The sequence below is a fragment of the Streptomyces sp. NPDC008137 genome (assembly GCF_042957035.1).
Lineage (GTDB): Bacteria > Actinomycetota > Actinomycetes > Streptomycetales > Streptomycetaceae > Streptomyces.
Genome location: NZ_JBIBHN010000006.1, coordinates 179,785 through 193,041 on the forward strand (window position 1 = coordinate 179,785; position 13,257 = coordinate 193,041).

The 13,257-nt window shown below is 68.4% G+C and carries 10 protein-coding genes; 1 reads left to right on the forward strand and 9 read right to left on the reverse strand.

What is annotated here, in order from left to right:
* Positions 1–105: 105 nt before the first annotated feature.
* A complete protein-coding gene (locus ACFZBT_RS12475; protein WP_391101851.1) occupies positions 106–465 on the reverse strand; it encodes an SH3 domain-containing protein in 360 nt (119 codons plus the stop codon).
* Positions 466–767: 302 nt separating this feature from the next.
* Here ACFZBT_RS12475 and ACFZBT_RS12480 point away from each other — a divergent pair, with 302 nt between their 5' ends.
* Positions 768–2,402 (forward strand): ATP-binding protein, encoded by a 1,635-nt coding sequence (locus tag ACFZBT_RS12480; RefSeq protein WP_391101853.1) that lies wholly within the window; start codon positions 768–770, stop codon positions 2,400–2,402.
* 36 nt (positions 2,403–2,438) lie between these two features.
* Here the strand turns inward: ACFZBT_RS12480 and ACFZBT_RS12485 are convergent, their stop codons facing one another.
* The 8 genes from ACFZBT_RS12485 to ACFZBT_RS12520 all read right to left on the reverse strand — a co-directional run bounded on the left by ACFZBT_RS12485 (position 2,439) and on the right by ACFZBT_RS12520 (position 13,256).
* On the reverse strand, positions 2,439–3,140 hold the full coding sequence (locus ACFZBT_RS12485) for a response regulator (protein ID WP_391101856.1): 702 nt from the start codon (positions 3,138–3,140) through the stop codon (positions 2,439–2,441).
* A 463-nt stretch (positions 3,141–3,603) separates the two neighbouring features.
* On the reverse strand, positions 3,604–4,341 hold the full coding sequence (locus ACFZBT_RS12490) for a hypothetical protein (RefSeq protein WP_391101859.1): 738 nt from the start codon (positions 4,339–4,341) through the stop codon (positions 3,604–3,606).
* Between the two features lie 9 nt (positions 4,342–4,350).
* Complete coding sequence (locus ACFZBT_RS12495; protein WP_391101862.1) at positions 4,351–6,117, reverse strand: hypothetical protein; 1,767 nt, start codon at positions 6,115–6,117, stop codon at positions 4,351–4,353.
* A complete protein-coding gene (locus ACFZBT_RS12500; protein WP_391101865.1) occupies positions 6,114–6,893 on the reverse strand; it encodes an SIR2 family protein in 780 nt (259 codons plus the stop codon). Before ACFZBT_RS12500 ends, ACFZBT_RS12495 begins: the two co-directional genes overlap by 4 nt.
* Before the next feature lie 41 nt (positions 6,894–6,934).
* Positions 6,935–8,626: an AAA family ATPase gene (locus ACFZBT_RS12505; protein WP_391101867.1), complete on the reverse strand. Its 1,692-nt coding sequence runs from the start codon at positions 8,624–8,626 to the stop codon at positions 6,935–6,937.
* Positions 8,623–11,202, reverse strand: a complete 2,580-nt coding sequence (locus ACFZBT_RS12510) for a hypothetical protein (RefSeq protein WP_391101869.1) — start codon at positions 11,200–11,202, stop codon at positions 8,623–8,625. The genes ACFZBT_RS12505 and ACFZBT_RS12510 overlap by 4 nt, the downstream gene beginning before the upstream one ends.
* 39 nt (positions 11,203–11,241) lie before the next feature.
* Entirely contained in the window at positions 11,242–12,930 is a 1,689-nt protein-coding gene (locus ACFZBT_RS12515; RefSeq protein WP_391101871.1) for a Mov34/MPN/PAD-1 family protein, read from the reverse strand.
* Positions 12,927–13,256, reverse strand: coding sequence for a hypothetical protein (locus ACFZBT_RS12520; RefSeq protein ID WP_391101873.1), 330 nt, complete (start codon positions 13,254–13,256; stop codon positions 12,927–12,929). Before ACFZBT_RS12520 ends, ACFZBT_RS12515 begins: the two co-directional genes overlap by 4 nt.
* Between the last annotated feature and the right edge of the window lies 1 nt (position 13,257).

Below are 13,257 nucleotides of genomic sequence, written 5' to 3' on the forward strand. Positions count from 1 at the left end.
GCGGCCCGTCCGTCGTACGCGTCAGGGACGGCCTCGGTGAGACCGCCCCTGACGCACCATCAGTCCTGCTTGCCCGGCACTCCCCCGGGAGTGCCGGCGAGCGTGCTAGAAGCCGCAGTAGATGAGGCTGCCGCCGTCGCTCAGCAGGTCGTCGCGGACCCAGCCGGACGTACCGGTGGTGTCGTTCCGGAGGTACGTCCAGGTCTCATCGGTGTTGCCGATGCGCGTGTAGCAGTGGTAGTCGAGGCGGTGGGTGTTGTAGGCGATGCCGTTGCTGGCGCAGTTGGTGCTGGATCCGCTTCTCTCGTTGGCGCCGTTGGCCGTCCTGTTCCAGGCACTGCTGTCCATGTCGGAGGCGGTCCTGCCGCAGGACGCGGCCGCGGTGGCCGGGGTGGAGAGGGCGAGCGGGACGGCCATGGCCACCGCCGCCAGGGCGGGTACGACAGCCGCGATTCGACGCTTCACTTTTGAACCCCCATGAATGCGTTCCCTGTTGGCGCTGCTCCCCCAGGCCGTTGGATGACACCTGAGCGAAACAGCGACCACTGAATCAATCGGTGTGCAAGTGGCGTCAGTACGGTCACAGTCAAAAGACACTGAAGAAATCATTCCGCCCCCAACCGTCCAATTACTGCCCATGAGAGACCGAAAACACCGGAAGAGGAAATGCGTCACTCCACAGTCCTTTCGGCCGGAAGCGCCCTCTTGACGAGCATCCGAGTCCCGTTGAGCAGACCCGTCCCGGCAGCTGGGCGGGGTGGCACGCGATGAGCTTCCGGCTCCGGGTACTCGGCCTGCTGATGCTGGTCGCGATGGCCGCCACCGCCGCCACCGGCTGGCTGACCCTGCGTCAGGCGAACCGCCAGGTCCAGGAGAGTGTCACCGCGGGACGGCAGGAGGTCTCCCGGATCACCGGCGACCTCCGCGCGTACGGGTTCGCGCACGGCACCTGGGAAGGCCTCTCGCCGACGGTGAGCCGTCTGGCCGAGGACACCGGCCAGCGCATCCGGGTCGCCACGGAGAACGACGTCCTGCTCGCCGATTCCGACGCGCTCGGGGGCCGTGCCCCCCGCCCGGTGAGCAACCAGCCGCCCGTGCTGGTCGACCCGCGTCCCCTCCTGCGGATCCCCGCGCGACAGCTGCCTCGGACCTCGATGAAGCTGACGGCGACCGCGATCGCCCAGTACCGCGCCGAAGCGGTGTACGCGGCCTGTCTGACCCGGGCGGGGGCCGGGGTGACGGCCCGGCCGGACGACACCGGCGTGCCGCGGATCAGCACGGAGCGCCGCCCGGAACAGTGCGAGGAGCCGAAGGGCGATCCGGATCCGCGGACTCCGCAGGACCTCGAGGAGATCCGGACCTGTGAGTCGGAGCAGCAGTTCACCACCTGCCTGCAGCGGGTGTTCAACGAGCGTGTGGGCTCGGCCGCCCCGCCCCGCCTGGTGATCCGTCTCGGCGTCCGGGACGAGTCCCCGCCCACACTGGCCGCGGCACCCACGATGGCCGTCGCGGGCGGCGTCGCCCTCGCCGCCGTGCTCGGCGCCCTGCTCCTGAGCCGGGCGGTGCTGCGCCCGGTCCGTGCCATGACCCTGGCCGCCGGGGGGCTGGGTGAGGGAGACCTGGGGCGGCGGGTGCCCGTCTCCGGCCGGGACGAGATCGCCCAACTCGGCCGTGCCTTCAACCGGATGGCGGAGTCCATACAGGCCGCCGAGGAACGCCAGCGCCGCCTCACCGGTGACATCGCCCACGAACTGCGCACCCCGCTGGCCAATCTGCGCGGCTATCTGGAGGCCCTGCGGGACGGGGTCGTCGAGCCGACGCCGGAGCTGCTCGACTCCCTCCACGAGGAGACACTGCTGCAGCAGCGCATCGTCGACGACCTGCAGGATCTCGCGCTGGCCGAGGCCGGTGCGCTCACCTACCACCGGGTGCGCGTCGACCTGCGCGAGCTCCTCGAAGCCGCCGGCACGGCTCACCGTGCCCAGGCCGACGCGGCAGGTGTCGCGCTGCGGCTGGAGGCGCCGCGGCCTGTGGACGTCATCGCCGACGCCGACCGACTGCGCCAGGTCGTCGGCAACCTGGTCGGCAACGCGCTGCGGGCCACGGCACCGGGCGGCACGGTGACACTGGCCCTGGCCCGGCACGGCGAACTCGCGTCCCTTCAGGTGCGGGACACCGGAAAGGGAATACCCCCCGAGGATCTGCCGCATCTCTTCGACCGCTTCTGGCGGGCGGACGCGGCACGGGGCCGCGCCACCGGAGGAAGTGGCCTGGGGCTGTCCATCGCCCGCCAGATCGTGACCGACCACCAGGGGACGATCGCCGTGGAGAGCACCGTCGGCGTCGGCACGACCTTCACCGTCACGCTCGGCACGACCGGGCCGCCGGCCGACGGCGGCTGATCGACCCCGGTCACCCGGTCAGGACCCCGCGTGCGCTCAGGTGGGCGCCGAGCCGTCCACCAAGCGGTATCCCCGGCCGTACACGGTCTCCAGATGGCGCGGCCGGGCGGGGTCGTCCCCCAGCTTCCGGCGCAGGTTGCGCACATGGGCGTCCACCGTGCGCTCGAGTACGTCGCTGTCGAAGCCGAAGGCGCGCTCGATGATCTGGGCCCGGGTGAACACCCGTCCCGGCTCGCGGGCCAGAGCCTCCAGTATCGAGAACTCCTTGGAGGTCAGGGCCACCGGACGGCCGGCCACCCGGACCTCGAAGCGGGCGGTGTCCAGTTCGACCGCGCCGACCCGCAGCACCTCGCTCCCGGCCGCGGAGCCTTTCCTGGAGCGCCGCAACAGCGCCCGTACCCGTGCGGTGAGTTCGCGGGGACTGTACGGCTTGGTGAGGTAGTCGTCGGCCCCCAGGTCGAGGCCGAGGAGCAGGTCCTCCTCGGTACTGCGCGCGGTCAGCAGCAGAATCGGTACCTCGCAGGCCTCGGCACGCAGAATGCGGCATACGTCGAGTCCGTCGACGAGCGGCAGCATCACGTCGAGAACGATGAGATCCGGCCCCGTCGAACGCGCCCGTTCCAGCGCTGCCCGGCCGTCGGCCACGACCTGCACGGCGTTGCCTTCCCGTTCCAGATAGATCCGGATGAGACGAGATTGCTTCTCGTCATCTTCGGCGATCAGAATGCGCGCGCTCAACGATTCTCCCCAGCGAGGCCCTGCACGATTCCAGCACCGTTGATACCGAAGCGCCTCCGGAATTCCCACCTCCGGAAAATCCCGGGCCGACCGCACTCGCCGCACCGTATCGCGAGCGGGCCATCCTTCGGCGTGGGCGGCATCCGGGGGCACTTGATCGCCAGCGATCGGAGTGGCTCGGGAGATGCTCCCGGTAGACCTGCCCGACGTGCGAACGCGTCTACGGGCAAGGCGTCGGCGGGGCCGTTCCAGTACGCGGTCGCCGAGGCACCGCCCTCCCGGAGAGCTACTTCACCGCCTTCCGCGACGACATGCTCGCCAAGCGACCTGCGACACCCGCGACAAGTGGTCGGTCAAGACGGTGCTGCTCGGACGCGTCATACGAGGACTGCGGCCCGGGCAGCGGGAGACGGCAGCCCGTGCAGCGCCCCGGCACGTCGCGTGCTCGCCGATCGGCGTACGGTCAGGTGCCCGAGGGCGAGATCGCGTTGACGAGGTCTGCCTGGGTGGTCGGCTGCATGGAATTGAAGGCGCGGCGCCTGGTCTCGGAGGACAACTCGCTGCGGCGGTAAACCTCGACCAGATCCTGCTGCAGCGCCGGCCGGACCGCGGGTTCCCGGGCCAACCGCACCCCCAGGCTGACCAGGATCTCCAGATCCGACCGCAGCAGTGACTGGATAAAGTCCACACCGTCGCGCCTGTTCCGGACCCGGTCGACGATCACGGTCAACCAGTAGCGGTACATGTCGGCGACCTTGTCCAGCAAGAGATCCTGCTCTTTGCCCCGCGTGTTGTCGAAGTCCGCCACCTCGCGCAGGGCCGAGGCCGTATCCAGGAAGGACTGACATGTCAGGAGCTCGATCACACCGTCCTGGAGGTCGGTGGTCACGGACTTCGTGGGTAACTCGGGCGTGATGAAAGCCGTCGTGTCTCGGCGCGCCTGCTCGGTGCTCACCTCATGGCTCTGCTGAATACTCGACAGTCTGTCCCGCACGTCCATGATGTCGCCGGACATCTCGTAAGTCAGTTTGAATCGCCTGTCCTGCAGGCTCGCAAGCAGTTGGACGGTCAGGCTGCTGTGGGTCGGATCAGGGGGCGTGAGGTTGACGGAAAGCCAGCTGTCCTTGGCTTTGAGACGCAGGTCGGGGTCCGGTGGGCTGCTCTTTCGGCGATCCCGTTCGTAGGCCTGACGAGGTTGCATCGCTGTCTCCTACTGCCGGGGCTTTGCAGGGCCGAGATCGAAGTCAGGTGGATCGTCGTCCTCACGGATATTGGCGCCCTCGGATGGGTTGCCGCCCTCAGGTGGGTTGTCCTCGATTCGAAGATGCACAGGTCCGAGGTCGAAGTCCAGCGGCACTTCGGCATTGGTCATGAGGTTGACGGATTCTTCCCAGAGCCGCAGGAGCTCGTCATAAGCCAGCACGGACTCATGATCGGAGTCCGTACCCACGGCGGCTCGGTCGGTGATCGCCGACTGAAGCAGCCTTCGCCACAGGTCCAGCGCGTCGTGCAGCCAGTCCAGCGGCGGGGCGTCGCTGACCCGGCACCGGTCGATCATCCTCTTCGCGAGCCTGGAGATATCGGCGGCGGTGATGTCCGCGATGGGCGGCCCGGCTGTCGAATCCACATAATTGATGACGGTGTCCTGGTCCAAGTGACTGTTGTCGAATACGGACATGACGCACGTTTCACCGTTCTTGGGCAGCGAGATCTCCAGCCTGCTCGTAGCCATGTCCGGAAGGAGCAGCACGATGCGCGATCCGGCACCGGTCCGTTCCTGCGGCGCGTCGGAGCGGCCGTTCCAGTGCTGGGAGTACGACAACAGCGTGCTCCGCCACTCCTGGTCGATCGTCGCGTTGCCGTTGAGCCGACCGATGAACCAGATGTCCTGGCCGAGACCGGACATCAAAGTGGCCTTTTTCCCCAGAGCCGAGATGTCGCTGTCGGCGCGCTCGACGACATTATGCCCGCGCCCTCTCAGCTCGGCCGCGAGCCAATCGAAGCAGTATCCGCGGGTCACTTCGCCGTCGATCCCGACATAGCTGACCCGGTGTCGCTCGACATTGGTGACCAACTGGGCGCGCCATTCCTCGGAGAGCAGCGTCCATGGGGTCGAGTTCGGCGAGACCGGCCGGGGCGACTCCGGTGCGTTCTGTTGCCAGGCGGTGGTGTTCGGGAACTCCTCGTCGTCGAACAGCTCGTCGGCCAGCCGGTGGAATATCTCGGTGTCCGCGGTCTTGGACAGCTCGGAACCGTCGCATTCCACCAGGGAGTACTCGTTGGATCTCAGCGTGATCCCGTTCAGCGTGGACTCGTACCAGCCCAGGATCTTCAGGCGCTCACTCGACACGGGCAAGATGTCCTTGATCGAGTAATTGACGTTGCACCATCCCCAGCAGTACACAGCGTTGAAACCGGCCAGATAGCTCCGGAGAGCCTGGTGTACTTTTTCGGTGTGTTCTGATTCGTTTCCCAGACTGTCCGGCTCGCACTCGCGGAGCAGAAGTTCCCCGCCATCGATGAAGAGAGAACCGGAGCCGGCGGCCTTGACCGGCAGCGCGTTGGGCAGAAACTCGCTGCACCGGTATTTCGTCATCGTCACGCCGAGTTCGGTCAAGGCGTTGAAGAATACGCCCGCGTTGTCCGTGGCGACAATCGTCCGGATATATCCGTCCCGGACCATCCGCGCGATGCACCACATGGCCTTCATGTCCGGCATCTTGTTCGGGGACGACGACGACGTGTGCTTCTTCATCCAGTCGATCCGGTACTTCTGATCGTGCAGGATGCTGCGCCAGGCCACTTCGACTCTGCGGTACTGCGGGACCAGCAGGTCGTCCTGGAAGACCTCCGGCCCATCATGCCCGAGGAGAGCGGCACCTCCGTCGAATCCGACGACGAGCGCGGCTCGCCAGGTCCCGTCGCGCGGGTGCACCTTCAGATGCGCACCGAACAGCTTGACGTCCAGATCGCTCATGGCCTCAGTCCCTCCTCCAAAGCGTCCACGAACCCGCCGAAGGAGCCGAGGTCGCCGTCGACGAACCACGCCGACTTGGGGTTCCTGGCCGACATCAGGGACAGCACCATGGGGGCGTCCGGGAATCGCAGGTTGGCGTAGACCATGTAGGAGCCGGTACGGCTGAACGCCTCCAGCACGTTGAGGTGGAAGAAGGAGTAGCCGCACACCACGGCGGGCTGCCCCGACCAGACCTCCACAGCCCTGCGGATGGCCTCCGGATACTGAGTGATCTCACTGCTGGTCATGCAGTTGATGCCCCACCGGTAGTCGCCGTGCAGCTTTACGATCCGAAGGCGCGGGCCCTGATGCGGGGAGAGCCGCTGGGCGACCACGTTCGGCACCAGTTCCGGCACGAGGATCACCTGGTAGTCCTTGTGCTCGCGCAACCCGGCCTCTTGGAAGGCCTGTTCCAGCAGGTCGTCGATGTTGAAGGTGAAGACCACGTCGGCGTATCCGTCTCGCATCAACCGGGTGAGGCCGTGATAGGGAGAGTCGGGCTGCAGGGGCCGTTCGACGTATGGGGTGAGGAAGTCGGCCCGGGACCGGTCCGCTCCGAGGTTGTCGCAGAATACGTCGAACCGGTATTGAGGGCTGCCCCAGGTGCCCCGGTCCTCGGGCAGGGCCAGCCGCAGCAACTCGGCATTGAGCGGCACACCGTCGTGGGTCGAGCAACCGGCGCCCAGCCAGAAGACCGGTTTGCCGTCACGTGGTTCCGGGGAACACACCGTCCTCATGTGATCGACGAGAAAACCGACCGTGTCTTTTGCGCTCACTGTCATCTCCGGATTTTCCGCATGAGACTGAGGTCGAAATGGGGCTGTTCGGTCCAGGCGCCCTCAGGTACGGACCGCCAGGCCGGCACCCCCGGGGCCACGTCCTGCGTCAGCGCGTCGAAGTCGGCGACGAACGGTCCATACGTCCGCTCGACCTGCTCCGCCATGGCGTCGAGATGGTTGTTGCGCAGCGCGCTGACCGACTGGCGCACCCACTCCCGGACGTGCATGGGCTGGCTGCGGGCCCGCAGGACCCGCAACAGAGCCTCCTGGGTGAGCCGTTCAGCGCCGTCACCACGGCCCAGCAGATCCTGGGAGGCCCGGCTGACCACCTGCTGGATGTCGCCGGGTGTCAGTCCGTGCGACCGCTCCGCCAGAAGCTTCAGATCGACCGCCTCCGGGCGCAGCCGGGTGCTGAGCCGACTGATGTAGAGCTCGAAAACCTGGGAGCGGACCTCCGGGCCGGGGAGTTCCACCGGCAGCATCTGATCGAAGCGGCGCAGCATAGCCGGGTCGATGGCCCAAATTCGGTTGGTGCAACCGAAGAACAGAACGGAGGCACCCGACTCTCGCAGCCGGTCGACCTCCTGGATCCAGTGTGCCGCCAGATGGATGCGCCAGTCCTGGCTGTCCTCGCGGGACATGCCGATGGCGTCCACCTCGTCGGCGAACAGGATGGCCGGCTGGACGTCGATGACCTGGTCGATGAGGTTGGTCAGGGCCTTCTGATCGTCGCCGACGTACCGGTTGAGGACCTCGTTGAGGCGGATCCGGACGATCGGCAGTTCCAGGTGGTGCCGGGCACGGTACTCCCCGGCGAGGGCTCGGATGATGTGTGTCTTGCCGCAGCCGGACGGCCCGAACATCAGCAGTGACTGGGTCGGCGTCTGTCCGTACTCCGCCAGTTTCCGCCGCAGGGCATCGACGTCGGGCGTGGCGAAGTAGGTCTCGAACAGCTGCTTGACGGTGCGCATGAAGCTGCCCGGGTGATCCAGCCCGCCCACTGCGGCGAACGTCGGTTCGGAAGAGACGGACTTCAGCGGGGCAGCGCCGTTCGACACCGCCTTGGCGTTGCCGGCGGCGGCCATGGGGTGCTCGGGGGCCAGCCGCGCAACCGCGTCGACATCTTCCTGGTAGGCCTCCTGGTGACCTGCCGAATGATGGCAGTGGGCTCGGCTGGCGATCACCTCCGCCAGCAACTCGTCAGCGCGCTTCGGCGGCAGCGGTGCTGCCTGTACCAGCCGCACCAGCCGCTCGCAGCGCTCCAGCGCGGCCTCGGTTGCGGGCTGCTTCTCCAGCTCCTCCAGCAGGTCGGACAGTATGTCGCAGACCTGTTCCTCGACGAAGTCGGGCCTGCTGCTGCGACCGAGAGCGTGCAGATAGTGCCGAAGCGCCTGTTCGGCGTCCCCGCGCCGCCGGGCGATCTCCCCACGCAGCGCGGTGGCGTCCGCCCCGGCCCCGAACTCCCCGACGGCGCGTGCTAGATCGTCCTCTGCGGCGCTCAGCGAGTCGACGCTGCCGCCCGGGGAAACCACCGTGACCCAGGCACGGGCGTAGTACGCCTCCCAGCGGTCGGCACCGGCCTCGACGGCCTGGTCGAAGAGCGCCCGAGCGTCCTCGAACCGTTCCGCCCTCAGAGCCTCGATCCCCTGTTCGTAGTGGCTGCGCCAGTCGTCGGGGTGCGGCACGGTCATTCCCCCCCTCCAGCCGAGCTCCGGGGCCACAGAACCAGCGGGTCGCAACGGGCGCCGTCGAGCCCCGCGCACCGCACCAGGCACGCGTCCGCATCCCGGGTGTCCGCCGGGGACGGGAGCCGCACTCCGGCTCCCACCTCGAACGCCGTACGCAGCTCGTCGTGTCGCTCGACCGAGCGGCCGACCAGGAACGTGCCGTAGTGGGTCGCCGTACGCAGTTCGGCGGGCGACACGAGGGTGCTCGCGACGACCAGACCGTGCTCACGGGCCCCCCCGTCGGCGCCGAAGCGTTCGAGGAGCCCGACCGGCACGGTCGCCAGACTCGCGGACACCAGCACGCACACAGGCTGCCAGCGGTGCGGACGGACCATCCCGTACTCCGTCCAGGCCGAGGTGAGCTCGGCCTGGACGGCATAGTCGGTGTGGTCGGCGAACGGACCGTAGTCGTAGTCCTTGTCGTCGAGCCACGAGGCGGGGGCCGGGCCTGCGGGTGCCGGGGCCGGGGGTTCGAACGGGCCGACGCGGTCGGCGCCGGTGTCGTCGGTCTGCTCGCCGGCGACTCGCGGCCGTACCTTGAGATCGAACCCCGCCGGCCAAATGTCCGTCGTGGCCGCCGTGGTGGTGCTGCCGTCGCGCACGACCTCGGCGGTCCGCAGCAGCGACCCGGTGACCAGGGTGAGCGTAACGGCTGCAGCCGTCGGGTCGTCGACGGGCAGCTCCAGGAGCACCGCACTCGGCGCGTCCGTCATCCGTACGGGCGGATCCGACCAGCTCATCGAGATGGCCCCACGCAGGGACTCCGCGGCTCTGGTGGTGCGCTCCAGGAGCAGAGCGGTGCGGCGCAGGGCGGAAGGGCCCGAGTAGCTGATACTCGCCCGGTCCTCGACCACCCGGGCGGCGAGTCGGCGCAGGGACTGGCGGCCACCGTCGGCCAGGTCCTCCGCTCCCTGGTCGCCGCAGACGGCGTCGAGCAGTCCGCTCAAACAGTCGTCGCCCGCCGGATCCGGGCAGGGACCAGCCCCGGAGATCAGGCACTCGAGGACCGCGGCCCGGGTGTCGGCATGCTTGAACTCGGCCACCCAGGAACTCGCGCGCCGCCCCCAGTGCCCGCCGTCGCTCAGTCGGCGCCAGCCGCCGGTGACGCCGTGCGCAGAGCCCTCCGGTCCGGGATGGCGGGCCCACAACACCGGGACACCCGAGGCCACCAGCTCCGCCGCGATGTGCCCGGTCATGTCCACCTCGCCGGCGTTGCCGAGCAGCACCGTCGGGCTGCCCGACGCGATCTCCAGGATCAGGTCGCCGCCGTCCGGACCGATGCCGACCACCGTTCGCAACAGCGCGGGGTCCGAGGGGGCCGCGCAGAGTTCGGCCAGCCGTCTGCGCATCTCCGGTGACAACGTCTCGGGCAGGTTAGCCGGCGTGATCCCGGGCAGATCCCGGGGCAGACTCTCCGGCGCGGCCCAGCCGAACCGCGCAGCCGAACCCTCGCCGGCGGGTACCGCCCCGCGGACGCCGCGCACGCCGCCCGGAAGGGGGGCCGACTGTGGGGGAGGAGCAGCGGTGATCGGTGCCGTCGCGTCCAGAGCGTCGGGGCCGGAGGGCAGCAGATCCTCGATCAGAGGCAGAAACCATCCGTTGCGCCGGGCTATACCCACCACCTGTCGGCGCAGCGTCCGGAGCCGGCCACTCATCGGCCCGGCACACAGGTCCCGCACATACGGGCCCGTCAGTAACTCTTTCTGCAGGCCCTCCCGCTCCAGCCACTCGATGAGCGCGGCCCCTCGTACGCGATGGCCGGACGGCGACGGCTCGCCGAGCCGGTCCGCCAGACCAGGCGAGCGGCTCAGATAGGTATACGCGTAGCGCACGTGGGGGTCGACGGGGTGCTCGTCGCCGAGATCCGATGCGGGTTCACCGTGCACCGACACCACCAGGCTGAAGCAAGCGTGTGCTGAGGGCCGGTCGCCCAGACTGTGCAACGCACGCCCACAGCGCACCAGTTCTTCGGTGCCGGAGTAGAACAGCCAGTGGTCCAGCCGGTTGTTGGCCGCGTGGGCGAGCAAGTTCTCCACGATCAGCCAGTACTGGCCCTCGCGTTGCCACCTCCGCTTCAGCTCCGTGTCGATCTGAAACCCGCCGCGGTCCCGGTATTCGAGCATTCTCACGTACTTGGTGTAGGCGGGCTCCGGCTCGGGGAGCACGGGCGCCTCATCGGCGGAGGGGTCGGTGGCCGTGAGCGCGGTCCGTGCCGATGTGTCCGTCTTGCTGAGCCGCCGGACCAGCGCCGGACGGGCCCGCACCCCCTGATTGATCAGCTGCCGGGCCTGCAGAGTGCAGGAGATCGCCGTCCCCGCCATCCCCAAGGCGAGCCAGAACTCCGCGATCAGCGTCCACCATTCCGCTTCCCCGGGCCGCCCCTCGCGCAATGCGTCGGCCAGCGCTTGGACGGCGTCAGCGTCGAACGCAGTCCCCGGCACCCCCCGCGGCTGCGCCAGACCATGGGCCGTGGCGAACCCACCCGCCGCACGGGCCGGATCCCCGCCCAGCAGGCTCTCGATCACTTCCGGCATGTTCACCGCGTCCCCTCCCCGTCGGGCGCCATCCGCCGTGCCCGTTCAGACCCTGATCCGGTACAACTCGTCCTCGGTCCGGATGTAGACGCGCCCGATGCGGTCCGCGCACATACCGGTGGGGTTGACCGGTTCGCTGGTTTCCAGATCGAGAAAGTGGCAGAGCAACTTGAGTGACCCCCGCTCGAAAAGGGCGAGTTGATGTCTCGTGCGGTCCTCGAAGAGAACGTAGATGCCCGGACCGCCGACACAGGCCTGGACGACGGACGCGTCACGGAACGGTGCCGGCAGCTTCGACGTGCACTGCTCCGCCCAGGTCCCTGCCTCCCACCGCCAGGTGCCGAGCGAGCCGCTGTCCGCGGTGAGCAGGAACACTGAAGACAGAGACGACCGGGACGAAGGGGACTCGGAAACGGGCTCCTCCAGCACGAAGTGGCAGTCGGCCGGGGGCAGTCGGCCCGACCCCAGCGGGCTGATCGCCTCGATGCGCCGGGGGTAGGGGTAGCGGAGCCAGCGGTCGTCGTCGGTGAGCATCCAGAGCTCGTCCTCAGCAGCGAGGAGCTGCCGGCAGGTGCCGTCGAGCCCCGTCAGCAGCATGGTGTGGAACTCGTACTGATAGGCCGACCCCTCCTGCTTGACAGTCGGCGGCAGCTTGTAGAGCCGCTGGTCGTCCGAGGTGAGGAAGAGATCTCCTTCGGGACCGAAGGAGAGGGTGTCCAGACGCACGCCGAGGGTCACGTGTATCGCCCCGCCGTTGGCGATGTCGTAGCGGCGGACCATCTCCCCGTCCGGTTCCAGCGCGCAGCAGACGCCGCGGTGTACAGCCAGCAGGTCGGTGAAGTCGCCGTTGAACAGCGCTCGGTGCAGGACATCCTGCAGCGGGCGGGTCATCAGGAGCCGTTCCCTGAGCAGAGCCAGTTCGGCAGCGGCGCTCGGCTCTCCTGCCGCGGCGCTCGCGAGCCCGACGATCAGCTGAAGCTGAGAGCCGCTCCCCAGCAGCCACCGACGGCCGCCCGAGGGCTCTTTCGGCGGCAGCAGGACCTGCCCGAGCGGTCCGCGCGGATCGATGCCGAGGGCCGGGAACAAGCTCAGCGCCCGTAGCACGGAGGTCTCTGCGGAGTCCTCCGGCATGCCGCAGGCCCGCAGGTAGCGCCGGTGGTTCTCCAGCACCGCCTGCGGCGGAACAGCCCGCGTCGTGACGCAGTAGTCGTCGACGGCGCGCAGCCGGTCGTCGACCCACCGCCAGAAGCCCACCGGCACGCCCCATTCCCCGGCCCCGACCACACAGGACACGTACCAGGGCTCGGTGAAGTGGCGGCGGTGGGTGCGTCGGTCGATGCCGGACATGAACGGGGCCCCCGCGATATGCGAGTGGTACCAGCCGACCACGTACTCCTCGGCACCGTCTCCCAGGCGGGTGAAGATGGCGTCCATCGAGGTGGCGTCGAAGTCGAAGTGCACCTGGCTGCGGCTCTCGGTGGGCACCGCGAGAGAGTCAGTGATCCGTACCGCGTATCTGTCGTCGGAACAGTAGTGCCGTCCCAGCAGGACGCCCCCGCACTCCTGCTCGGTGTCGAGCGCGGCGTGGCCGCGCATGCCCGACAGCACGTGATCGGCGACTTCCAGGCGAAAACCGTCGGCGCCCAGAGGTAGTTCGGTGATGCTCGCGGGGGTGTCCTTCAGGGAGATCCTCGGGACCGGGCTGATCGAGAAGTCCTCGTCGGCATCGGTCATGACCGGACCCCGGCCGATGACCGTGGCCGCACGCCGATGGCACCCGCACGCGCCTCGGCCGACATGGTCAGGGTGTGATGGGCGCTGACCTGCGCGGTGCGGAGGGTCTCGCCCTCCAGCAGGTAACGGTTGCCCTCCTGCCAGTGGAGCCGGTAGGGGATACGAGCGCCGGTACTGTCCTGTTCCTCGAAGCCCAGGTTCGACCGGATGAGTTTTCTGATGATGGCCGAGATATTGATGTCCAGGGGCAGGGAGAGGTCCCAGGAGTTGGTACCGAAACTCGCACGGAGGATGATGGGAATCGCCTCCGGAGCGGGGGTGGCCATG